Annotated in this window: 21 protein-coding genes; 12 read left to right on the top strand and 9 right to left on the bottom strand. The window is 68.9% G+C overall.

The window, feature by feature from the left end:
* Window positions 1–103: 103 nt before the first annotated feature.
* The 3 genes from WD430_RS00810 to WD430_RS00820 all read right to left on the bottom strand — a co-directional run bounded on the left by WD430_RS00810 (window position 104) and on the right by WD430_RS00820 (window position 4,664).
* On the bottom strand, window positions 104–1,645 hold the full coding sequence (locus WD430_RS00810) for a cbb3-type cytochrome c oxidase subunit I (RefSeq protein ID WP_339104140.1): 1,542 nt from the start codon (window positions 1,643–1,645) through the stop codon (window positions 104–106).
* Window positions 1,642–3,012 carry a transporter gene (locus WD430_RS00815; RefSeq protein WP_339104141.1) on the bottom strand — a complete coding sequence of 457 codons (1,371 nt, stop codon included), beginning with the start codon at window positions 3,010–3,012 and terminating at the stop codon, window positions 1,642–1,644. Before WD430_RS00815 ends, WD430_RS00810 begins: the two co-directional genes overlap by 4 nt.
* Window positions 3,013–3,149: 137 nt before the next feature.
* Window positions 3,150–4,664: a permease gene (locus tag WD430_RS00820; RefSeq protein WP_339104142.1), complete on the bottom strand. Its 1,515-nt coding sequence runs from the start codon at window positions 4,662–4,664 to the stop codon at window positions 3,150–3,152.
* Between the two features lie 5 nt (window positions 4,665–4,669).
* On the opposite strand from WD430_RS00820, the gene WD430_RS00825 reads away from it, so the two are divergent.
* A complete protein-coding gene (locus WD430_RS00825) occupies window positions 4,670–4,822 on the top strand; it encodes a hypothetical protein (protein ID WP_339104143.1) in 153 nt (50 codons plus the stop codon).
* A gap of 122 nt (window positions 4,823–4,944) precedes the next feature.
* Here WD430_RS00825 and WD430_RS00830 read toward each other — a convergent pair whose 3' ends face one another.
* Window positions 4,945–5,388, bottom strand: coding sequence for a hypothetical protein (locus tag WD430_RS00830; RefSeq protein ID WP_339104144.1), 444 nt, complete (start codon window positions 5,386–5,388; stop codon window positions 4,945–4,947).
* Between the two features lie 210 nt (window positions 5,389–5,598).
* Between WD430_RS00830 and WD430_RS00835 the strand changes: the two genes are divergently transcribed.
* The 8 genes from WD430_RS00835 (at window position 5,599) to WD430_RS00870 (ending at window position 13,484) form a co-directional block, all read left to right on the top strand.
* Window positions 5,599–6,165 carry a hypothetical protein gene (locus WD430_RS00835; RefSeq protein ID WP_339104145.1) on the top strand — a complete coding sequence of 189 codons (567 nt, stop codon included), beginning with the start codon at window positions 5,599–5,601 and terminating at the stop codon, window positions 6,163–6,165.
* A 50-nt stretch (window positions 6,166–6,215) separates the two neighbouring features.
* The gene (locus WD430_RS00840) at window positions 6,216–7,226 is read left to right on the top strand and encodes a TIGR00341 family protein (RefSeq protein ID WP_339104146.1); all 1,011 of its coding nucleotides are present in this window, start codon (window positions 6,216–6,218) and stop codon (window positions 7,224–7,226) included.
* A 27-nt stretch (window positions 7,227–7,253) separates the two neighbouring features.
* A complete protein-coding gene (locus tag WD430_RS00845) occupies window positions 7,254–8,705 on the top strand; it encodes a hypothetical protein (protein WP_339104147.1) in 1,452 nt (483 codons plus the stop codon).
* Window positions 8,702–9,676, top strand: a complete 975-nt coding sequence (locus tag WD430_RS00850) for a hypothetical protein (protein WP_339104148.1) — start codon at window positions 8,702–8,704, stop codon at window positions 9,674–9,676. Before WD430_RS00845 ends, WD430_RS00850 begins: the two co-directional genes overlap by 4 nt.
* Before the next feature lie 87 nt (window positions 9,677–9,763).
* Window positions 9,764–10,237, top strand: a complete 474-nt coding sequence (locus WD430_RS00855; RefSeq protein WP_339104149.1) for a hypothetical protein — start codon at window positions 9,764–9,766, stop codon at window positions 10,235–10,237.
* Window positions 10,238–10,422: 185 nt separating this feature from the next.
* Window positions 10,423–10,608 carry a hypothetical protein gene (locus tag WD430_RS00860; protein ID WP_339104150.1) on the top strand — a complete coding sequence of 62 codons (186 nt, stop codon included), beginning with the start codon at window positions 10,423–10,425 and terminating at the stop codon, window positions 10,606–10,608.
* Between the two features lie 62 nt (window positions 10,609–10,670).
* Entirely contained in the window at window positions 10,671–12,167 is a 1,497-nt protein-coding gene (gene gatB / locus WD430_RS00865) for an Asp-tRNA(Asn)/Glu-tRNA(Gln) amidotransferase subunit GatB (protein ID WP_339104151.1), read from the top strand.
* Between the two features lie 309 nt (window positions 12,168–12,476).
* A complete protein-coding gene (locus WD430_RS00870) occupies window positions 12,477–13,484 on the top strand; it encodes an MBL fold metallo-hydrolase (RefSeq protein ID WP_339104152.1) in 1,008 nt (335 codons plus the stop codon).
* A 96-nt stretch (window positions 13,485–13,580) separates the two neighbouring features.
* On the opposite strand, the gene WD430_RS00875 is transcribed toward WD430_RS00870, so the two are convergent.
* Window positions 13,581–14,372 (bottom strand): N-acyl homoserine lactonase family protein, encoded by a 792-nt coding sequence (locus WD430_RS00875; protein ID WP_339104153.1) that lies wholly within the window; start codon window positions 14,370–14,372, stop codon window positions 13,581–13,583.
* Between the two features lie 132 nt (window positions 14,373–14,504).
* Between WD430_RS00875 and WD430_RS00880 the strand changes: the two genes are divergently transcribed.
* Complete coding sequence (locus WD430_RS00880; protein ID WP_339104154.1) at window positions 14,505–14,639, top strand: transporter; 135 nt, start codon at window positions 14,505–14,507, stop codon at window positions 14,637–14,639.
* A 133-nt stretch (window positions 14,640–14,772) separates the two neighbouring features.
* Here WD430_RS00880 and WD430_RS00885 read toward each other — a convergent pair whose 3' ends face one another.
* Window positions 14,773–16,542: a GMC family oxidoreductase gene (locus WD430_RS00885; RefSeq protein ID WP_339104155.1), complete on the bottom strand. Its 1,770-nt coding sequence runs from the start codon at window positions 16,540–16,542 to the stop codon at window positions 14,773–14,775.
* On the bottom strand, window positions 16,542–17,636 hold the full coding sequence (locus tag WD430_RS00890) for a gluconate 2-dehydrogenase subunit 3 family protein (RefSeq protein ID WP_339104156.1): 1,095 nt from the start codon (window positions 17,634–17,636) through the stop codon (window positions 16,542–16,544). Before WD430_RS00890 ends, WD430_RS00885 begins: the two co-directional genes overlap by 1 nt.
* A gap of 169 nt (window positions 17,637–17,805) precedes the next feature.
* Here WD430_RS00890 and WD430_RS00895 point away from each other — a divergent pair, with 169 nt between their 5' ends.
* Both WD430_RS00895 and WD430_RS00900 read left to right on the top strand, forming a co-directional pair.
* Complete coding sequence (locus WD430_RS00895; protein WP_339104157.1) at window positions 17,806–19,170, top strand: NAD(P)/FAD-dependent oxidoreductase; 1,365 nt, start codon at window positions 17,806–17,808, stop codon at window positions 19,168–19,170.
* A gap of 85 nt (window positions 19,171–19,255) precedes the next feature.
* Window positions 19,256–19,669, top strand: a complete 414-nt coding sequence (locus WD430_RS00900) for an EamA family transporter (RefSeq protein ID WP_339104158.1) — start codon at window positions 19,256–19,258, stop codon at window positions 19,667–19,669.
* Between the two features lie 37 nt (window positions 19,670–19,706).
* Here the strand turns inward: WD430_RS00900 and WD430_RS00905 are convergent, their stop codons facing one another.
* Entirely contained in the window at window positions 19,707–20,414 is a 708-nt protein-coding gene (locus tag WD430_RS00905) for a metallophosphoesterase (RefSeq protein ID WP_339104159.1), read from the bottom strand.
* 8 nt (window positions 20,415–20,422) lie between these two features.
* Window positions 20,423–21,478, bottom strand: a complete 1,056-nt coding sequence (artA, locus tag WD430_RS00910; protein WP_339105842.1) for an archaeosortase A — start codon at window positions 21,476–21,478, stop codon at window positions 20,423–20,425.
* Window positions 21,479–21,623 lie beyond the last annotated feature (145 nt).

Raw genomic sequence — 21,623 nt, forward strand, 5'->3', positions numbered from 1 at the left:
TTCGCGTCGATGCGACGAGCCGCCGCGACTGCCGAGCCGGCGGCTCGCGGAGCGGAACGGTTCGGACGGCCACGGGGGAGCGAGAGTGGGCCGAGAGACGGGATCACCGCCACTCGCGGGCGTGCGAGGGCCCCTCCTCGAGGGCCCACGGATCGTCGGGGGCCGGCTCGCCGACCCGCAGCGATCGGCCGAGGTTCCAGAGGAAGACCAGTTGGGCGGCGGCGATGACGTAGGCGCCGACCGTCGCCAGCTGATGCAGCGGCGCGTAGGCCGCCGGATACGTCGCGACGCGGCGGGGGAGCTGTCCGAGACCGACCAGCAGGAGCGCGCCGAAGGTGACGGCGACGCCGCCGATCGTCAGCCGGACGTGCAGGCGAGCGAGTCGCGGCTCGAGCCGCCGCCCGGTCAGGAGCGGATACCAGTAGTAGACCCCGGCGACGAGCGCCAGCCCGACGAAGCCGGCCAGCAGCAGATGGAAGTGGGCGACGACGTAGTAGGTCCCGGTGTACTTGACGTTGATCGGCACGACGGCGAGGAAGACGCCGGTGACGCCGCCGACGACGAAGAAGCCGACGGCGGCGAGGGACGCGACCATCGGGGCGGTGTACCGGATCGAGCCGCCCCACAGCGTCACGAGCCACGTACAGAGCTTCGCCGAACTCGGCAGCGCCACCGCCAGCGTGGTGACCATGAAGACCGTCCGGACCGAGAGGCCCGCGCCGGTCACGAACATGTGGTGGGCCCAGACGGTGAACGAGACGACGCCGACGGCGAGCGTCGAGTAGACCGACGACCGGCGGCCGAACAGCCGCCGCCCGGCGAACCGCGGCACCGCGTGGCTGACGATCCCCATCGGCGGTAACACCACGACGTACACGAGCGGATGGGCGAAGAACCAGAACAGGTGTTGCCAGACCAGCGGGCCGCCGCCGCCGACGAGGAACGCGGTGCCGAGCGTCCGGTCGGCGAGGACGAGCGCGACCGTCGCGGCCAGCACGGGGAAGGCGACCAGCGACATCGCCGCGGCCGTCAGCACCGTCCACGTGAACGTGTCGACGTCGAGCCACCGGATCTCGCGACCGCGCCGAATCGTCCGGAGGAGCGTCCACGCCGTCAGCGTCGTCCCGACGGCGACCAGCGCGAGTCCGACGAGGAGCGCGTCGACGGCCGGATTCGACGACAGGACGCTCAGCGGCGGATACAGCGTCCAGCCGCTCGCGACCGGCTCGAGGCCCGCGAGGCCGAGGATTCCGCCGATCGTGCCCGCTCTGATCGACAGCGCCGCGGGGACCTGCAGCCAGAACGCGACCGCGCCGAGGGTCGGCGTGGCGACGGTCTCGGCCTCGATCAGCGGGGGGACGGCGGCGTAGGCGACTCCCCAGATCGCCGGCAGCGCGAACAGGAACAGCATCGTCAGCCCGTGGGTCGTGAAGAAGGCGTTGTAGGTCTCGGCCGTCCACCGATCGAGGGACGGCGTGACCAGCGCCGTTCGCAGGAACAGCGCGTCGAGCCCGCCCCACAGTCCCATCACCAGCGCCAGCGCGAGGTGCCAGCGACCGAGTCGTCGGTGAGCGACGCTCGAGCGGCCGGCCGACCACCGGTCGACCGCCTCGAGCGCCCGTCGCGGTGCGGTCGATCGGGTCATCGTCGGTCGAACTGAAACGCCCGACCCAGTTCGCGAACGCCGAGCAGGCCGACCGTCGTCGCGACGGTGAACGCGAAGATCGGATCGGCCGCGTACAGGAGCCCGCCGATCAACGGCGCGGGGACGACGGCGAACCGCACCGCCGTCCTGACCGCGTCGGGGAGCCGCGGGCCGGGAACCGGGGCGGGTCGAGCGCTCGCCCCGACGGTCGGCCGGAGCGGTTCGATCGCGGTCCGGCAGCCGAGCAGACCGAACAGGACGGCGACGATACCGGCACTGGGCGGGGCCGCCACGAGTACCATCGGGAGCAGCGAGACGACCGCGAGACCGACGGCCAGCAGCGCCCGGCGATCGAGCCGCGAGGCGAGCGCGGGAGCGGCGACCGCACCGACGATCGCGCCCGCGGCCTCCGCGAGGACGAACAGGCCGAAGACGGCGGCCGGAGCCAGCGAGAGGCCGCCGATCGAGAGCCCGATCGACCGATACTCGACGACCAGCAGGATCAGAAACGGCCAGCTACCGGCGAGCGCGACCCTGACGAGGGCGTCGCCGATGACCGCCCAGCGGCGGCGGTCGGGGAGCCTCGAGGCGGCGCTGCTGACGGCGCCGAGCGCCGAGTCGGCGTCGGTCGCGACGTCGGTGTCGCGCTCGACTCCCTCGCGACGGGAACGGTCGCCGAGCAGCGGCGATCGCTCCCCGACCGAACCGAGCGCGACCGCGCCGACGAGGCCGACCGCAGCGGCGGCCGCGGCGACGAGCGCGAATCCCGCGGAGACCCTATCGGCGCTCGCGACGGCGGCCGCCGCGAACACCGCCGCGGCGGCGACGCCGATGGCACCGACGACGATCCGCGTCGGCCGAGCGTCGACGGCTCCACGCCGGCTCGACGGGTCGTCAGGGACCGCAGTCGCGCTCGAGGGCGGCGACGCGACGCGGGTATCGGTCGGCCACAGGCCCTTCGCGGGGCCGCGAACGTGCCACGCCTGGAGGAGGACGATCCCGACCGCGAGCCATCCCAGTGACGACAGCGGCGTCCCCAGCAGGATATCGAGCGTCGGCGCGCCCGCCCACGCGAGGAGGCCGACCGCGGCGATCAGCGCGGACGCCACCGCGGCCGCGGTCGGCGCGATCGCCCTCGTCTCGGCGGCGGTGGGATCGCTCGAGCGCTCTGCCGCCGCGGCGGCGACGCCCAGACCGAGCGTCACCAGCGCACCGGCGACGATCGGCCCGCGGCCGATCGCGACGACGAACTCGGGGAGGTAGCGTTCGGCGAGGCGAATCAGTCCGTGGCTCGCCACGAGCGTGACGAGACAGACGATCCGGACGGGATCGGTTCGGTCGGACGTGGCTGTCGGTTGTGGGGTCATGGGTGGTGAGACGATGACTGTAACGGGTCGGCGATGGAGCGGCGGTCGGGCGCTCGACCGGCTCGAGACGCCGGACGGGACGACGGGGAAGCGGTTCGGAGGGCCGACGGGGACTGCGATCGGTGCCGACCGAGAACTCACTCCAGCCCGCGGTCCTCGAGCGCGTAGGCGATCCGCTCGAGGAGCTGGTGGGTGCGGATGACGAGCCCGGCGACGTGGGGCGCGAGCCGGTCGCCGATGCGGGCGCGCTGTTCCGGCTCGAGGACGACGTAGACCTGCACCGCGAGGATCGGGATGGCGACGGCGTTGAGGAGGGCCGTGTACGTCCCGGGGACGGTGCCGCCGGCTGCGCTCACGGGCGGGACGAGCCCGAGCCCGCCGAACAACAGTTGGACGGCGAGACCGGCGGTCACTGCTGCGAGGAAGAACGCGACGAAGATCACGGCAGCCATCCGGATCCCGTAGTAGCGGCGATAGGCCTGAACCAGCGGGAGGATCAGCAGGTCCGCGAAGATGAACGCGAGGACGCCGCCGAAGGAGACGCCGTTCTGCCAGAGGACGACCCCGAAGGGGACGTTCCCGACCGAACAGAGGAAGGTAACGACGCCGACGACGGCACCCAGGATGACGTTCGAGACGAGCCGAACGACGCTACCCTCGGCACCGACGCCGAAGACGGCTGTCCACCACGCGTTCGGCACGAACGCGGCCAGCAGGCCGGCGATGAGAAAGCCCAGCAGGATGTCCCGCCAGAGCATGTCCCACTCGCGGATCGCGTTCGCGGTCGCCGACTTCCAGCGGTCGCCGGACAGCAGTTCGGGACCGGCGGTGACCGGCTCCCGGTCGGCCGAGGGATCGTACGCGTTGCGACAGCCGCCACAGCAGAAGTATCGCCGCTGGCCGTCGACCGTCGCTTCGATCGTCTCCTCGTCGGCCGGATCCGCACGCATGCCACAGGTGGCACACTCGGTCTCCTCGAGCGCTCGGGCGTGCTCTCGTGCGCGTTCGATCCACGCCTCGGGAACGAACCGACGGTAGACGATCGCGAGGACGACGATCGCCACGAGGCCGCCGACGACCTCGGCGAGGGCGAACTGCCAGCCCAGCAGGAGCAGAACGATCAAGGCGAGTTCCAGCACGAGATCCGTACTCGCGAACTGGAACGCGCCCAGACTGGCCGCGGCCGACGCGCCCTTCGTGAACAGCGACCGGGTCATCGAGACCGCCGAGAACGAGCAGCTCGAGGACGACGCGCCGAAGAACGAGCCGTAAGCGACGGCTCGCCAGCTGTCGTCGCCGAGGTAGCCCGTGATCTGGTCCTCGGAGAGGAACTCTTGGATCGCGCCGGAGAGCGTGAAGCCGAGCACGAGCGCCCACCACGTCTCCCAGGCCATCTTGAACGCGATGCCCACGCCCTCGACGAGCCGTAACAGGACGACGCCGAGCAGGCCGACGAGGCGGGCCGCCAACTCGAGGCTCCCGTCGTTCGCGTTCGGGGAGACGAACCCCGCGCCGGTCGGCCAGCCGTGAGCGAGCGCTCTCGGACGGAGCAGTCCGTGTTCGACCGCCGCCACTGCGAGCGAGACGAACGGCCGCGTCTCCGCGGGGACGAGGGTGGCGGCGTCGGTGATCGATTGCGTGACTACGTACATGGTGGATGAACGAGGACGAGGATGAGGACGAGTCGGGCGATCGACACGCCCGAGAGGTCGGGGTCGAGCGCCAGTGGATAGTGGCGACTGTGCTGTCAGGCCGGGAGGTCATCCGCGCCGATGGCGCGTCGTCCGGGCCTTCCGACACCGGTGCCTAATAGATTATGGCGTAAAAATATGGACGAAACCTAGAGGATGTGGACCGACGAACCGACGCGTCGCGCTCGCGGCGACGATCGACACGTCGAGCGTCGTCTCGCCGGTTCGGTCGCAGTGGGGTTCAGCGAGCCATCAGGCCGACCGTTCGGTACCGGTTGTAGAGGTACGCGACGCAGACGGACACCGTCGAGAGCAGAAACGCGACGAGGGCGATCGCGATCGCGACGCCGAACCCGGCCGCCAGTCCGGACAGCAGGCCCAGAACCAGCGGTGCCGCGACCGCAGCGCCGACGTAGATCTGTCGATCGGGCGTCCACGCGTCGGTCTCGGCCTCGACGAATTCGACGTCTCGCCAGATCGCGGGGAGCGTGACGGCGCCGGCGGCGGCGATGACGATCAGCAGCGCGACGCTGCCGAGACTCGAGGCCAGAACCGAGCCGCCGCCCGTGAGCCGGGCGAGCGAGACGATCCCGAGCAGACTCAACGCGGGATACCCGATCAGGACGTACCAGTACCACGGCGCGCGGTCGGTCGAATCGACGGAGATGAGATCACCACGTGACATGGTGCAGCCGCGATACGAACCGACCACCAATAAGTTGTATAATTACCTAATATTTCCGTACAAAAGACGAAGTATCGTCGTTTAAGAAAACAGATGAGTACATAAATTTATTCTAGAGGCTTCCAGTATCGTGTCACCTTATGTCACTGGCACCGTTAGGCTCGTCTCCCGGTCGAACCCGACTGGAGGTTCGATCGATTCCCCCCAACGATGATCGGAGAACACGCATTCTGTCCGACCAGCGGTGCATCTCTCTCGCGAGAGGTCCACTACGACGAACGCGGCCGCCCCGAACGCGTTCCACTGTCAGACGATCTCTCGCCGAACGCGGCCCTCGAGGCCCCGCTCACCACGGGGAAACGCCGTTCCTCGAGACGCGCACTCCTGACGTACTTCCGGCGGTGTCACCGTCGCCACGCGGAAGCGGACGACGACCTGTACCGTCGCGCCGCACTGGCGCTCGGTCGACTCAAGCGGACCGCGACGGGCCGACAGGAACGCGACGTCATCGTCTGGTTAGCGCTCGGGGATCGGCTCGCTCGAGACGGCTTCGACGTCGACTGGATGGGCGCTCACGTCGAACCCCGGTGTCCCGAGTGCAGCGGGCGGTTGACGTACGCCGAGGGGGCCGACGGGCCGGTCGCCCGGTGTGGCGGATCGTGCTGTGAGAGTCGCATCGATCGATTGGCGACGATCCGGGAAACCGTTCGATCGCTGCTCGCGAAAACCTACCCCGAGGACTCGACTCCCGATCCCGATGCACTCGCCGTACTGTGATCGACCGCGACGGATCTCGTCGGCCCGCCCCCGGAACGAGAACGTCGAATATGCGACTCCTGACGGTGCTCACCGGCTCGCAGTCGACGACCGACGAGGTCAGGGCCGTCATCGATCGCCACGACCTCGAGTACAGCCTCGCCGACCACGGCGACGGCGAGGATCGAACGATCACCGTCCCGGCGCCCGCGAACGCGGTCGAACCGCTGGAAGACGACCTGCGGTCGGTCGCCGGCGAGGTCACCATCGTCGTCGAGGAACCGATGGCGATCGTCGGCAGCGGCTGGGACGGGACGCCCGAACGGCGCGGCGAGTGGCTCTCGTTCGAGCGCATCTCGCGGAGCGAACTGCGCTCGAAGGCCCGGTCGCAGTTGCCCTCGCCGGTCATCTTCGCCGCGATGACCGCGATCAGCGGAATCGTCGCCACGACGGGAGTCCTGCTGAACTCGCTGGCGGTCCTCGTGGGCGCGATGGTGATCGCGCCGCTGCTCGGGCCCGCGATGGCCTCGAGCGTCGCGACTGTGCTCGACGACCGCCGTCTGTTCGTCCGCGGAATCGAGCTCCAGCTCGCCGGGATCGGCGTCGCGATGGCGAGCGCGCTCGCGTTCGCGGTGTTCGCCCGGACGTCGTCGGTCGTCGCGGCCGTCGTCGACCTCGAGGCGAGCCTCGGGCTGGGCAGCCACGGCCTGCCGCCGTCGCTGCTGGTGACCGTCGCGGTCTGTTCGGGCATCGCCGGCGGACTCGGGATGGCGACGACCGGGATTACGGATCTCATCGGCGTGATGATCGCGGCCGCGATCATGCCGCCGATCGGCGTCGTCGGCGTCGGCGTCGCGTGGGGCGAGCCCGCGGCCGTGCTGGGGTCGCTCGTCGTCGTCGCCGTCAACCTCATCGCGATCAACGTCGGCGCGATCGCCACCCTGTGGACCGTCGGCTTCCATCCCTCGGACCGCTCCCGGATCCGGACCACGAGAGGGGCCATCATCCGACGGGTCGTCCTGCTGACCGTGCTGTTGCTGGTCGCGCTCCGACTGCTCGAGGTCGTCTCCGGCGGCCTCTGAACCGACCCGCGATCGATCTACCATTCAATGACTGACGATTCCACGCGCGACGATTCCGACCGATCCCCGACCGCGACGCGGCCGGACGCGGCCACTGATTCCGATCGCTCGAGCGTCGCCACCGACGATCGAACCGACCGCGAGGAACGCGAGTCCGACGACCTCGACGGTCAGGCGGACGTCGAACGCGGAGCCACCGAACGAGAGCCGGACGACGAGCCGTCGCTCGGGCTCTCCCTCGTCGGCTACGTCCTCCGACTGACGGTCGCCGCGCTGGCGGTCGGCGCGCGACTGGTCTGGACCGGCGTTCGGATCGGTGCCCGCTTCCTCACGGACACGGCGTCGCGCCGCGAGTGGCGCCGCTGGCTCCTCCTCGAGGGCGACCGGCGCGTGATCGTCGGCGGCTTCGTCGTCGGCGCCTTCGCCGTCGCGCTCCTCCTCGGGGTGAGCGACGTCATCGGCGTCCGGGAGAGCCGGTTCGTCACGACGATGTTCAGCACGATGATCGCGGGGCTGTTCTCGTTCATTCCGATCGTCGTCGCGGTCAACCAGTTGATCATCTCGCGGCTGTTCGGCACGCCCGATCGGCTCACCGATCGCATCGACGGCGTCCAGGAGTTCCGCAGCCGCGTCGAGAGCCAGACGGAGGGCGACGGCGTCAGCCCGACCGATCCCGCCCCGTTTCTCGCCCGACTGGCCGGCACGCTCGGCAGCCGCGCCGACGAACTCGCGAGCCGATGTAGCGGCGTTCGGTCGCACGCGGCCGACGGCGAGCGCGACCGCGACGAGGACGCCGTCGGCGATCGTGACGCCGCGAGTCCGACCACCGCCCTCGAGTCGATCTGCCGATTCGCGACGCGGAGCCGCGATCACACCCGCGACCTCTCCGCCGAACTCACCGGCGAGACGGAGTCGGTGTTCGCCGTCGTGTTGCCGACGATCGACCACGACTACGCCGGCGCCGCCAACGAGGCCCGACGGCTCGGCCGTCGGTTCGACGCGGAGCTGTCGGACCGAGCGCGGACGCTCCTCGAGGAACTCCGCGAACTGTTCGTCACCGCGGACGCGACGCGTCAGTACTTCACGACGATCTACCTCCAGCGCGAGCTCGCGCGGCTGTCGCGGCTGATCACCTACAGCGGCACCGCCGCGATCCTGCTCTCGTCGCTGGTGATCATGATCTACGCGAGCGGCTACCCGCCGGTCGCCTTCGAGGGGTGGTTGCTCGTGCTCGTGAGCCTCGCGCTCGCGGTCGCGTTCAGCCCCCTCGCGGTGCTGTTCGCGTACGTCGTCCGCATCTCAGCGATCCTCAGGCGGACCTCCGCGCCGGGGCCGTTCACGCCGCCGGGCGAGTTCCACCGGACGAACGACGCGCGCGGAGCGACCGATCCGATCGACGCGGATCCGTCGATCCGACTCGAGGAGAGCGACCGATCGCCGCTCTCCGACGATTCCCCCTCGAGCGGGGACGATCGATGAGCGAGTACCGTCGTCGATCGCGGCGCGCCGTTCTCGCGGCCGTCGGCGCCGCGGCCGGATCGCTGTCGCTGAGCGGCTGCGTCGACCCCGACAGCGAGTGGGTCGCCGCCGACGTCCCCACCGACGCGACGCTGCACGACGTCGCGGCGACGGCCGACGGCGCCTACGCGATCGGGGAAGACGGAATCGTCCTCGCCCGCGACGACGGCGAGTGGACCGTCCGCCTCGAGAACGGGATCGGTAGCGCCGGCGACGGGCTTCGAAGCGCGGCGGTCACGAGCAACGGGCGGGCGATGTGGGTCGCCGGCGACAGCGGGGCGCTCGGACTGTACGACGTCGTCGCCGACCGCGTCGCCGACTTCTCGGCGCCGAGGGAGAAGACGACCTCGTGGACGGCGATCGCGGCGGCCGGACTCGCCGGCGACGAGCGACTCACGGTGATCAACAGCTCCGGCGAACTCCTTCGGGGTCGGCGCGACGGTGCCGACGTCGCGTGGGGCGACGTGACCAAGCCCGGCAGCGGCTCGAGCGTCGCCGACATCGATCTGACGCCGCTGGCGTACGGCTACGTCGTCGACACCGACGGCGGCGTCTTCGAGTCCCGCGACGGCGGCGTCTCGTGGTCCCGAATCGGTATCGAGAACGCGGCCGTCGACTTCGGCGCGGTCGCGGCGACCGACTCCGGCCACGTCACGGTCGCGGGCGGCAACGGCGTCCTCTATCGCTACAACGGCGTCGGCTGGTCGCGGACGACGCTCGGGGAGCAGCCGATCGCGGCGCTCGCGCGGGACCGCGACGACGCGCTGGCCGTCTCGTCGTCGGGAACGATCTACGAGCGCGGGTTCGACGGCTGGTCCCGACTCACGCGACTCGAGGCGGGCAACGAACTGCTCTCGGTCGCGCTCGGAACGGCTCGGACGCCGCAACTCGTGGTCGGCGAGTCGGGAACGGTGTTCGAACGGCGGTACTGACCGGCTTCGGGTTCGAGCCCCGTCGTCGACTCGTACTTCCGTCGGACAGTCGACAGGTACTTGTGATTCGTCCGTCAGGTTAGAACGATGATCTCACGGAGGGAAGCGCTCGCGCTCGGTGGCTGCGTAAGTGCGGGGGCGCTCGCGGGATGTGCCGGATTCGGATCTGACACCGAATACCTCACGCTCGAGTTGCTCAACTTCGATTCGGAGCCACACGAGGTAGCCGTCGAAGCGCTTCGGGCCGACGCCGACGAGCACAGCGAGGCGGCCGTGCTCCGAGAACGGTACGACCTCGAGACGCCGCCCGAGGCCGAGGACCGCGTCGCGTCTCAGCAGTTGGAGGAAAATGTCCTCGAGAGCGACCGATATCTCGTCCGCGTGCATCTCGAAGACGCTCCCGCGACGAGGGAGAGCTATCAGTACTATCCCGACTGCTCGAGCGCTGACGACACGTCGGATCGACTGTTCATCGAGGTTCGCACCGAGCGCGAGAGCGAGGAGCTATACATCGAGTTCAAGCAGAACAGGTGTAGTGGCAGCGGTTCGGGATGGGTTTGATCGCGCTCGGCACCGCGCGGACGCCGAAACTGGTCGTCAGCGAATCGGGTACCGTCTCCAAACGACGGTACTGACGTTCGGCGACAGTCCCCTCTGAAATCGGTCCGATCATCCATGCGCTGCGACCCGCAGTGCAACCGAGACGTTCGCGTACACTTTTGTCGATGGATCCACATGTTTCGAGTATGATCCGTCGTCTGGTCGCTCGCCTCCGCGAGCGAATCGCCGTCGAGGATCCAGAGGACCGAATCGAGGGCTCCGGCGAGCCGATCACGTCGCCGCAACACCGCCGGGCCGCCGACGCCGAACGGATGCTTCGGGAGGGCGCCGACTCCGTCGACGACCACCCGGAACCCGATCCCGACCGGTAGCGCCCGCGGAACCGCGACCCATCCCGTTACGTTTTACCGCACCCGGCCCGAATCGAGGCCCAATGACTGCCCAGACCGTCCAGCAGGGCGACCTCGTGACCGTCATCGGCCTCGAGGTCCACGTCCAGCTGGAGACCGACACGAAGATCTTCTGTAGTTGCTCGACCGAACAGACCGACGAGCCCAACGAGAACGTCTGCCCGGTCTGTCTCGGCCTCCCCGGCGCATTGCCCGTTCTCAACGAGGCCGCCGTCGAGGCCGCCGTCAAGATCGGGAAGGCGATCGACGCCGACATCCCCGAGGAGACCCGGTTCCACCGGAAGAACTACTACTACCCCGACCTGCCCAAGAACTTCCAGATCACCCAGTACGACGAGCCGATCTGCGCCGACGGCGAACTCGAGGTCGCCGTCGAGGGCGAGCGCCGGACGGTGGCGATCGAACGCGCCCACCTGGAGGAGGACCCGGGCAGTCTCCAGCACGTCGGCGGCGGTGGCGGCATCGACTCCGCGGAGTACACCCTCGTCGACTACAACCGCGCGGGGACGCCGCTGATGGAGATCGTCACCGCGCCGGACTTCCGGAGCCCCGCTGAGGTGCGGGCCTTCCTCGCCGAACTCGAGGAGGTCCTCGAGTATCTGGGCGTCTTCGACGCGGAGCGCGACGGCAGCCTGCGGATCGACGCCAACCTCTCGATCATCCCCGAGTCGGAGATCGACGGCGACGACTCCGACGAGATCGGCGCCGACGCGCTCGCGGCCGCGAACCGGACCGAGGTCAAGAACATCTCGAGTCACAAGGGCGCGGAGAAGGCCCTGGCCTACGAGGAGACCCGCCAGAAGAACGCCATCCAGCGCGGTCGCGCGGTCGAGCAGGAGACACGCCACTGGGACGAGTCCCGCGGGATCACGGTCTCGATGCGCTCGAAGGAAGAGGAGAAGGACTACCGCTACTTCGAGGAGGCCGACCTGCCGCCGCTACGCGTCTCGGGCTGGAAGGACGAGATCTCGATTCCGGAACTCCCCTCGGCCCGCCGCGAGCGGTTCCAGGCGGAGTACGGCCTGAGCGAGGAGGCCGCCTCGAAGCTCACCTCGACGAAACAGGTCGCGGACTTCTACGAGGACGTCGCCGGCGAGTTCGACCCCGACCTCGCGGCGACGTGGGTCGCGGACAACCTGCTGGGCGAACTCAACTACCGCGACATGGAGATCACCGATATTGCGGGTCGCCTCGAGGAGGTCTCCCGGCTCGTCGAACTCGTGGCTGAAGACGAGATCACGGCGAAGAACGCCCGCGAGACGGTGCTGCGATCGATGCTCGACGACGGGAAGGAGCCCGACGAAATCGTCGAGGACGAGGGCCTGGGCAAGACCGGCGAGGACGAGGTCCAGCAGGCCGTCGTCGAGGCCATCGACGAGAACCCCGACGCCGTCGACGACTACGAGAGCGGCGACGACGGGGCGATCAACTTCCTGGTCGGGCAGGTCATGCAAAAGACCGGCGGCAGCGCGGATCCGGGCGACGTGAATCAGTTGCTGCGGGGAGAGTTGGAAGGATAACCACCGAACGCGAGCAAAGCGAGCGTTCGGCTTTTTGGTCTCTCACCGAACGGAGTGAGGTGATGGTCAGCGAGAGCGACGCTCTCGCCGGACAGATTTTTCTCGGAGCGGTTGCGAGCGGAGCGAGCAACCCGACGAGAAAAAGGTGGGAGAATTGACCGGCGGCAGCGCGGATTCGGGCGACGTGAATCAGTTGCTGCGGGCCGAACTCGAGGGCGAACTGCGTTCGCGCCGGCCGGAACCGCCGGCTTCCGACGCTCGTCTTCCGCTTTCCATTGAATTAAGAGCGGCGGCGCGTGCAGTGGTGGCATGGATCGAATACGGCTGGGTAACGAGGAGTTCGAGGGCCGAAACAACGCCTACGTTCTCGCCGCCGGCGAGACGCCGGGAGCGTCTCGTGGAGGCGGCGAAACCGCCGACAGCGACGACCTCGCGCTCGTCGATACCGGGATCGCGACGCCGGGCGTTCGCGAGGACTTGCGGGACGGACTGGCCGATCGCGGCCACGCGTTCGCGGATATCGACGACATCGTCCTGACGCACTTCCACGTCGATCACGCGGGACTGGCCGGCGAGATTCAGGCCGAGAGCGACGCCACGGTCTACGTCCACGAGGCCGACGCGCCGCTGGTCGACGGCGACGCCGACGCGGTGGCCGCCGTCGAGGACCGGCGCCGGGAACTGCTCGAGGAGTGGGGCCTCCCCGCGGACGCGCGGACCGAGTTACTGGAGTTCCTCGAGGCGGCGTCGACCATCGAGGGCGAGCCCGCCGACGTCACGCCGATCGAGGACGGCGACGTGCTCGAGGTCGGGGGGTACCGCCTCGAGGCGGTCCACGCGCCGGGACACGCGGCGGGGCTCTGCTGTTTCGAACTGGACGGCGGTCGGGAGGCCTTCGTCGGCGACGCCCTCCTGCCAGTGTACACGCCCAACGTCGGGGGCGCCGACGTCCGGGTCGACCGTCCGCTGAAGCGGTACCTGCACACCCTCGAGGACCTCGCCGACCGCGACTACGACCGCGTCTGGCCCGGTCACCGGGACCCGATCGAGGACCCGACCGCTCGCGCCCGCGAGATCATCGATCACCACCGCGATCGAGCCGAGAACGTCGTCGCCGTGCTGGACGAATACGGCCCGGCCGACGCCTGGACGGTGAGCGAACACCTGTTCGGCGACCTCGAGGGGATCCACATCCTCCACGGACCCGGCGAGGCCTTCGCCCACCTCGATCATCTCCGTCACGAAGGAGCGGTTACCGTCGAAGACGGAACGTATCGATTGGTTACCGAGAGCGTGTCTCCGGAAGAGATCGTCTGAAGCGCTGGTTTTCGCCCGGATCGATAGATATCCGCTCCCGTTAGTATCTACGAGTACGTCCGCGAGGCGCACGTCGGCGTGCACTGAGCCTCGTTCTCACAATCCGCGAAGCGTCTCGAGGTCGTCGCCGTCGTGGCCGCAGATCACGGTCGCGTCGCGGCGACGTTCGATCTCCCGGACGGTTCGGAGGCTCTCGAGCCAGTGGCGCTTGCTCCAGAGCAGTTGGCCGCCCATCGGCCGCTCGTCGTGATAGTTCACGCGCGTGTAGGCCTGATCGCCCGCGAGGACGACGGTCCCGGCGTCCTCGAGTTCGAGGACGAGGCCGAGCAGCCCCGGCGTGTGACCGGGGAGACGGACGAACTCGAGGTCCGCGAAGTGGCGTTCGCGGTCGCCGTGGACGATCTCCCAGTTCAGGTCGCGGTCGAAGTCGCCGGCGATATAGGCCTCGTCGCCCGCGTCGGTCTTGGCGCTGTAGTAGGCGTACTTCAGTTCGCGCTCGTGGACGTAGATCGGCACGTCGGTCCCCTCGAAGGCGTAGAGGCCGCCGGCGTGATCGAGGTGAAGGTGGGTCTGGACCACCGCGTCGATGTCGTCGACCGCGTAGCCCGCGTCGGCGAGGTCGTCCTCGAGGGGTCGCAGCCCGGTGTGTTCGAAGGCGGCGTAGAGCTCCTCGGGCCAGTGGCCGTCGGCGGCGTCGGGGTGGGAGCCGGTGTCCCAGAGGATCGTCGCCTCGGGGTGGTCGATGACGACGTTGTAGACGGGGCCGTCGGCCATCACCGTCTCGGGGTTCGGATCGGCGGCCGAACCCAGGGCGAAGCCCTCGATGATGTTGTTGGCGTCGGCGGTGATCGTTCCCCGATCGATCGGCGTGACGGATGCGTCGACCATACGCCGCCTACGAGCCGCGATGTGTTATGCGTGGGTGCTCGCTGCCGGTCGGTTCCGAGACGGTCGCGGCGCTTTTAATGGCGCTGGGGATGCCGGCCGTACCGATACCTGTCGCCGCACGGACCCTTTCGCATGGTCAAACTATCGACGGGCGTCATCCTCCTCGGGGTCGTACTGCTGCTGATCCCCATTCCGCCGATCGCGACGATTTCCGGGATCATCGTGATCCTCATCGGCCTCGCGATGCGGTTCCTCTTCGACGTCTGACGCCGAGTCGCGGTCGCGAGTCCGCGAGTCGGAACGGCGGAGAGCCAGCGCGTCGAGACGGAGATAGCCGCGACTCGAGCCGGCCACGGGCGATCGCGACGAAAAAATCGGAACCGACCGCTGTAGCGCCCGACTACGATTCGGGTGCCGCCAGCTGCTCCGGTTCGTTCAGATACTGCTGGATCCCCTCCGCCGCGCGGAACGCCAGCGCGCCGACGGTGCCGGTCGGGTTGTAGCCGCTGTTGTGCGCGAACGCCGACGCGCCGGGGATGAACAGGTTACTCGCGTCCCAGCACTGCAGATAGTTGTTCACGACCGACTCCGCGGGATCGGACCCCATGATCGCGCCGCCCGTGTTGTGGGTCGACTGGTAGGGCGTGATGTCGAAGCTCCCCTCGAGCGTCGTCGTCGCGTCGATCTGGTCGGCGCCCATCTCCTCCATGAGCGCCTCGAGTTGCGGCCCGATGTGTTCGACGAGGTTCCGGTCCTGCTCGCGCCAGTCGAAGGTCATCCGCAGCAGCGGCTGGCCGTACTGGTCGGTGTAGTTGGGGTCGAGGTCGAGATAGTTCTCTCGGAAGGGCAACACCGCGCCCTGCGCGGCGACCGAGATCGAACTGTGGTAGTTCTCGATGCTCTGTTGCTTGAACTCCGAGCCCCACGACGGCGTCTCCGGGGGAACCGGGTTGTTGGCGATCGGTCGGTCCCCGGTCTGATTGAGCGCGACGTTGCCGCCGTGGAGGAAGTCCAGGTCGGAGTGGTCGAAGTTGTCGCCGTTTAAGTCGTCGAACGACGCGCCGAGCGCGCCGGCGCCCATGTAGAGGTTCCACTCCTCGTCGTCGAAGAAGCCCCGCGCGCTGGCGCCGAAGTTCTGGTAGCAGTAGTTCTTCCCGACGGTACCCTCGCCGGTCTCGGGGTCGTACGGTTCGCCGATCCCCGACAGCAGGAGGAGGCGGACGTTGTTCAGCACGTAGGCGGTCAGCGCGACGACGTCGGCCGGTTGTTCGTACACCTGGTCGGTCTTTCGATCGACGTAGCGAACGCCCTCGACCTGCTGGGCCTCCTCGTTATAGAGGAGTTCGACCACGTCGGAGTGGGTCCGCAGCGTGAAGTTCCCCGTCTCCTGAGCGGCCGGGAGCACGGTCGTGATCGGCGAGGCCTTCGCCCCCCATTCGCAGCCAAAGCGCTCGCAGTAGCCGCAGTACTGACACTGACCCTGCTGGACGCCGTCCGGGTTCGTGTACTGCTCGGTGAGGTTGGCCGACGGCGCCTGAAACGGCTCGTATCCCATCTCGGCGGCCGTCTCCTTGAACCGCTCGAGGACCGGGGTCTCCATCATCGGCGGGAGCGGGTACTCCCGCGAGCGCGGCCCCTCGTAGGGGTTGCCCAACTCCTGGATTTCGCCCTCGATGTTCCCCGCCTGGCCCGCGATGCCGGCGGTGTACTCGAACGCGTCGTAGTAGGGCTCGAGTTCCTCGTAACTGATCCCCCAGTCCTGGAGCTGCATGTTCTCGGGGATCTTCTCCTCGCCGTACTCGCCGATCGTCCGCGACTCGATCTCGAAGTCGTAGGGGAGGAAGCGCCAGGTCTGGCCGTTCCAGTGGACGCCCGCGCCGCCCTCGCCCGAGCCGGGGAGGAACGCGCCGTACCGGCGCATCGGCAGGGCGGGCTCGTCGACCGAGTTCCTGAAGGTGATCGTCTCCTTCGAGAGGTCCTGCATCAGCTTGTACCGGAGCGCGTACCCCAGCTCGTCGTGAACCGTGAAGAAGTTCTCCGTCTCGCGCTCGCCGCCGCGCTCCAAGCTGACCACCTGATAGTCCTCCTGCGCGAGTTGCTTGGCGACGATGCCGCCGGTCCAGCCCGCGCCGATGGTCACGACGTCGACGGGCTCGAGTTCTTGCACCATCACGGATCACCTCCGTCGTCGACGGCCTCGTCGTCGAGGCGCAGGCGTTCGGGCCCGTCGCCGTCGGCGTCGCCGCGGGCCGCCGCCTCGTCGACGACGTTCGGATAGTCCGCCTCGGCGGCGTCGTGGACGTGGGCGTGGCCCTCCTCGCTCTGGTCGTTCGCCGGTTCCTGGTTCTCGTCGCCGATCCCGAGCGACTCGACGTCGTCGGCCAGCTTCCGGAAGTCGTCCTCCCCGAGTTCGATGTACTCCCCCTCCTGCAGCAGGCCCCGATAGCTGCCGAGCGCACCGGGCGTCCCCGGGAACCCCTTCAGCCGCCAGCCGATCATCTCCCGATTGCCGCCGTACATCGGATCGCTGAACATCCCCTCGAGGGTGTTCTGGCGGACCAGCAGGAAGAAGCCGTCCGGGTCGATGTCCGTGTCGTCGAACGTCGCCACCTCGCCCGCCTCGAGCGCGGAGACCACCGCGTCCTGCTGGTCCTCGTCGAGTTCGGTAAACGACTCTGCGTCGTCGGCTTCCGCCGCCACGTAGTCCTCGATGGCGGCGATGCCCTGGTCGTAGGCCTCGTTGGGCGTGAGCGCGTACTGCCAGCCCTGGGTCTCCGAGGGGTTCGTCTCCGCCCACGGGACCTCGACGTCGGCCTCGACGTCCTCCGGTCGTTGCGCGTCGTCCTGGAACGGTTGCGTCGGGTTCTTGCCGGCGAACGGCGCCTGCATGTACCACCGCTCTCCGCGGCCCCACGCCGAGTTCATCTGTCGATCGATGAAGTAGACGACGCCGGCCTCCGGCGCGCCCGGTCCGTTCTCGTCGGAGGGATAGATCCGCGCCGTCAGGTCGTGGACCACCCGCGCCTGCTGGATAGTGAAGTACTCGAGTCCCTGTTCCTCGACCTCGACTTCCTGTACGCTCTCGAGGGGCGCCACGTCGAACTTCTCGGGATCGAACGCCTCCGCCGTCCCGGCCATGCCGAAGACCGCTAACCCGCCGATCTGCATCGCTCGCCGCCGCGACACGTCTCGGGTGAAGTCCAGTTTCGCCCGCGTCTGGGCGTCAGTCTCGCCCGTCGCCCGATGGTTGTCATTGTCTCCCATGCGAAGCCACGGACTCCGAAATGAACCTTAACGCGTATCCCTGCAGGTGATGGCCGCGGCGATCGGCGACGCCGCCGGAAATACCCGACCGGCGGGCGGATTCGGCGACGGCGGCCGATCGCCGTCGTTTGGCCGCACGACTTAGTGGCCGGTCGCCGAACGATCGGCCATGACATCGACACCGCGGGTCCTCGTCGTCGGCGGGGGCCTCGCCGGCCTCGTCGCCGCCAGGCACCTCGCCGGCGGCGGCCTCGACGCGACGCTGCTCGAGCGCCGCGAGACGGTCGGCGGCCGCGTCCGGACGCTCGAGCGCGACGGCTACCGGTTCGATCGGGGCTTTCAGGTGCTGTTTCCGGCCTATCCCGCCGTCCAGCGGGAACTCGATCTCGAGGCGCTGGACCTGCGTCGGTTCACGTCGGGAGCGACCATCGCGGGGCCGGACGGCCGATCGGTCCTCGCGGACCCGCGCAGCGCACCCGGGACGCTCCCCGCGACGCTGCGCAATCCCGAGATCACGCTGGGCGACCGCCTCCGCGTCGCTCGGCTCTGGTGGGAACTGCGTCGCACCGATCCAGACCGGCTCTTCGACGCCGATCGCGGCGAGGATCAGTCGATCGAGCGCCATCTCCGCGACCGCGGCTTCTCGGACGGGTTCGTCGAGCGGTTCGTCGCGCCCTTCTACGGCGGGATCACCCTCGACCGATCGCTGTCGACCTCGCGTCGCGTCTTCGAGTACACCTTTCGGGCGCTGGCGGCCGGCGGCGCCGCGGTCCCCGCGTCGGGGATGGAAGCGATCCCGAGGCAACTCGCCGATCATGTGCGCGAGGTCGGGGGGTCCGTCGAGACCAGTCGCGAGGTGGAATCGGTCTCGAGCGAGGGGGACTCCGCGACCGTCCAGTTGGCCGACGGCATGAACGGCGAGGTCGACGCCGTCGTCGTCGCGACCGATCCGCCGACCGCGCGAGACCTGACCGGTCTCGAGTCGATCCCGACCGACGCGCGGGGCTGTGTCACCCAGTACTACGCGCTGCCGGAGGGAGCGGATCTCGAGACGGGGAAACGGCTCCTGCTCAACGCGGTCGACGGCGACGACGGGCCGAACCACGTCGTCCCCCACAGCGCGGTCGCGCCGGCGTACGCGCCCGACGGGGAAGCGCTGATCAGTGCGACGTATCTCGAGGACGGGGATCTCGAGTTATCGGGAGACGGCGGGAACCCCGGTGTCTCGAGCGGAAGCGGCGATAGCCGCAGCCCCGAGGAGAGCGACGAACCGCTGGCCGAGCGGACGCGGGACGCACTCGAGTCGTGGTATCCGGAGCAGTCGTTCGACGGCCTCGAGGCGCTGCACACCGAGCGAGTGCCGTTCGCACAGTTCGACCAGCCGCCGGGGGTCTACGACCGACTGCCCGAGACGCGAGATCCGCCGGGCTCGGTCTACCTGGCCGGCGATTACACCCGCTGGTCGTCGATCCAGGGCGCGATGCGAAGCGGTCGGGAGGCGGCGAAGGCGGTGCTCGAGGATCTCTCCGGATAGCGGTCCGTTACTTCGATGAACATTTTATCGAGAATATAATTCCCGAGAACGGGACGCTTTTGTCGGTGAAGGCGCGCCTTGCCCTATGACCAACGCAGCGATCGTTCTCGCACTCGGCGCGTTGCTTCTGTACGGCGGCTGGGCGGTATCGGCGGGCGTCGCGACCCGATCGCTCTCGCCCGTCAACGCGGTACTGCTGTCCTACGTGGCGAGTCTCACCGTCGTCGGCGGCTACGTCCTCGCGACCCGCCGTCCCGTCGTCGGGACGCGCACGGACGTCGGGTTCGCGTTGCTGTCGGGCGTCCTGCTCGCCATTGCGACGATCAGCTTCTACGCCGCGCTCACCCACGGGAACATGGCGATCGTCTCGGCGATCTCCGCGCTCTACTTCGTCATTCCGGCGATCGTCGGCGTCCTCTACTTCGACGCCCAACTGGCAACGACGAACGTCGTCGGGCTGGGACTCGCGGTCGTCGCAGTCGTCCTCGTCGCGTCCTGACGGCTGCCGCGGTCGCGCATAATCTTGTCCCCAGAAGCTACAGCAGCCGGCGACACTCACCCAGCGGCGGAAACCACAGCACGTCCTCGCTCGAGTCGTCCCAGACGCCGGGATGAAATCGGTCGGCGTCGGCGACCAGCGGCGACTGGAAGTCGCGGCCGCGCATTCCGTTGACGGTCGCGCCCGCCGCCAGCGTCGTGAAGGCGGGACAGACGATGACGTCCGCGCCGTCGTAGACCGCGGGACCGTAGAGGAAACAGGGCATCTTGCGGCCCTCGACGGAGAGCGCGGGGTGGTCGTGGCCGACGACGTACCGCGAGGCCTCGGTTTCGGGACGTTCGTGGCCGTGACAGACGACCGTCTCGCCGTCCGCGAGTCGGTACTCGTCGGTCGTCTCGCCGTCGAAGGCCGACTCGAGCATCGCGTCGTGGTTGCCGGGCGTCACGATCAGATCGGCGCCGGCGTCGGCGACGCAGTCCGCGAGGGCCGCGAGGTCGCGCTCGACGCCGCGGGGGAGCCGCCCGAAGGAGTGGAGCAGATCGCCGGCGACGACGACCGTCGCGGGGTCGGTGCGCTCGAGGAGGGACGCGAGACGGTCGCGAACGTCGCCGCCGTCGTCGATCGGTGCGTCGACGCTCGAGTCGGCGGCGCGTCCGAGGTGGACGTCGGCGATCACGAGCGCGTCGGCCGCGGGTACGGAGAGCGCGCGTCGGATCGGTGACACGGGGAGGTCGACGTCGGGCACTGGGGACGTTATCGCTCCCGCTCGTGATCAGTCTGTTCCCGCTCGGGACCGCCGTCGGCTCGGGCGGGGGCGTCCTCCGTCGCCAGCGCCTCGAAGAGATCGTACTCGGTGCCCGTGAGGACGAACAGGGCCTCCTCGAGGGGCGTGAGGATCTCGGGGAGGATCTTGACGACGAGGTAGGTGATCCCGACGAGGGCGACGATCGACAGCGACTGAGCGATGTAGTTGTGCGCGACGAGGAAGGAGACGCGGCTGGCCTCGGCGCCCATGTAGGTCGTCATGAACGAGACGAGCCAGTCCTGCTGGAACCAGCCCCACGGCGAGGCGAGGCCGATGAAGACGTTGCGCACGAGGTTGAGGAACCAGATCACGCCGACGGCCAGCGCGAAGGCGGTGGCCTTGCGCTTCAGCGGCGCTTTGACGGCGGCGATCAGCCCGCCGAAGATGGCCATGCTCCCGATCCCGGTACAGGCGAGGACGATGTAGGTCGTCCGGCCGGTCACCGTCTCGTCGGGGTCGAAGCCGAACTTGCTCACGTAGCCGTTGCTGCCCTCGATCAGGCCGGGGCTGTAGCCGAGCAGTTCCATCCCGAAGTGGGTCTGGGCCGCGGTCGTCTCGATCAGCCACGTCTTGACGAACGGGATCGTCTCGACCGGCAGGTAGATCAGCCCCATACAGGCGACGGCCTTCGTGAGGACCAGCAGCGAGTCCCGACCCGCCCAGAGGAGGTAGCCGGTGTAGAGACACAGCGGCAAGGCGAGCAGCCCCAGGATCGTCTTGAGCGGGCTCTGGGCCTCGCCGTAGTAGTAGGGCACCATCGTCAGCCAGAAGACGCCGAAGGCGATCCAGGCCCCCGCGCCGAGATAGCGCGCCGGCCCGCGGTAGCCTCGCGAGGAGAGGAGCAAGGCACCGAGGAACGCGCCGATCGCGACCCACGCCAGCAGGCCCGACGACGACGGAGCGGTTCCCTCGGCCGCGGCCAGTACGGGCGAGAGCGTCGCCGAACCGACGAGGTCGTAGCCGACGACCGACGCTGCCCCGGTCGCGGCGGTTGCGAACGGCATAGTCATGCCAGACTGAAGGACGCGCCTGCTATCAACTTGACGCCTCGACCGCTCGAGCGAACCGCCGGCCGTCGAGGGGGCCGTCGGCGGGGGTCGTCGGCTATCGCCGAGGGAGGTCGGCCGTCGTCGAGAGCCACTGGCTACC

The sequence above is a fragment of the Haloterrigena sp. KLK7 genome (assembly GCF_037914945.1).
GTDB classification, from domain to species: domain Archaea; phylum Halobacteriota; class Halobacteria; order Halobacteriales; family Natrialbaceae; genus Haloterrigena; species Haloterrigena salinisoli.

Coding starts and splice junctions, on each gene's coding strand:
- WD430_RS00810 (WP_339104140.1), bottom strand. CDS start 1,645: ATGACCCGATCGACCGCACCGCGACGGGCGCTCGAGGCGGTCGACCGG.
- WD430_RS00815 (WP_339104141.1), bottom strand. CDS start 3,012: ATGACCCCACAACCGACAGCCACGTCCGACCGAACCGATCCCGTCCGG.
- WD430_RS00820 (WP_339104142.1), bottom strand. CDS start 4,664: ATGTACGTAGTCACGCAATCGATCACCGACGCCGCCACCCTCGTCCCC.
- WD430_RS00825 (WP_339104143.1), top strand. CDS start 4,670: ATGAACGAGGACGAGGATGAGGACGAGTCGGGCGATCGACACGCCCGA.
- WD430_RS00830 (WP_339104144.1), bottom strand. CDS start 5,388: ATGTCACGTGGTGATCTCATCTCCGTCGATTCGACCGACCGCGCGCCG.
- WD430_RS00835 (WP_339104145.1), top strand. CDS start 5,599: ATGATCGGAGAACACGCATTCTGTCCGACCAGCGGTGCATCTCTCTCG.
- WD430_RS00840 (WP_339104146.1), top strand. CDS start 6,216: ATGCGACTCCTGACGGTGCTCACCGGCTCGCAGTCGACGACCGACGAG.
- WD430_RS00845 (WP_339104147.1), top strand. CDS start 7,254: ATGACTGACGATTCCACGCGCGACGATTCCGACCGATCCCCGACCGCG.
- WD430_RS00850 (WP_339104148.1), top strand. CDS start 8,702: ATGAGCGAGTACCGTCGTCGATCGCGGCGCGCCGTTCTCGCGGCCGTC.
- WD430_RS00855 (WP_339104149.1), top strand. CDS start 9,764: ATGATCTCACGGAGGGAAGCGCTCGCGCTCGGTGGCTGCGTAAGTGCG.
- WD430_RS00860 (WP_339104150.1), top strand. CDS start 10,423: ATGATCCGTCGTCTGGTCGCTCGCCTCCGCGAGCGAATCGCCGTCGAG.
- gatB (WP_339104151.1), top strand. CDS start 10,671: ATGACTGCCCAGACCGTCCAGCAGGGCGACCTCGTGACCGTCATCGGC.
- WD430_RS00870 (WP_339104152.1), top strand. CDS start 12,477: ATGGATCGAATACGGCTGGGTAACGAGGAGTTCGAGGGCCGAAACAAC.
- WD430_RS00875 (WP_339104153.1), bottom strand. CDS start 14,372: ATGGTCGACGCATCCGTCACGCCGATCGATCGGGGAACGATCACCGCC.
- WD430_RS00880 (WP_339104154.1), top strand. CDS start 14,505: ATGGTCAAACTATCGACGGGCGTCATCCTCCTCGGGGTCGTACTGCTG.
- WD430_RS00885 (WP_339104155.1), bottom strand. CDS start 16,542: ATGGTGCAAGAACTCGAGCCCGTCGACGTCGTGACCATCGGCGCGGGC.
- WD430_RS00890 (WP_339104156.1), bottom strand. CDS start 17,636: ATGGGAGACAATGACAACCATCGGGCGACGGGCGAGACTGACGCCCAG.
- WD430_RS00895 (WP_339104157.1), top strand. CDS start 17,806: ATGACATCGACACCGCGGGTCCTCGTCGTCGGCGGGGGCCTCGCCGGC.
- WD430_RS00900 (WP_339104158.1), top strand. CDS start 19,256: ATGACCAACGCAGCGATCGTTCTCGCACTCGGCGCGTTGCTTCTGTAC.
- artA (WP_339105842.1), bottom strand. CDS start 21,478: ATGCCGTTCGCAACCGCCGCGACCGGGGCAGCGTCGGTCGTCGGCTAC.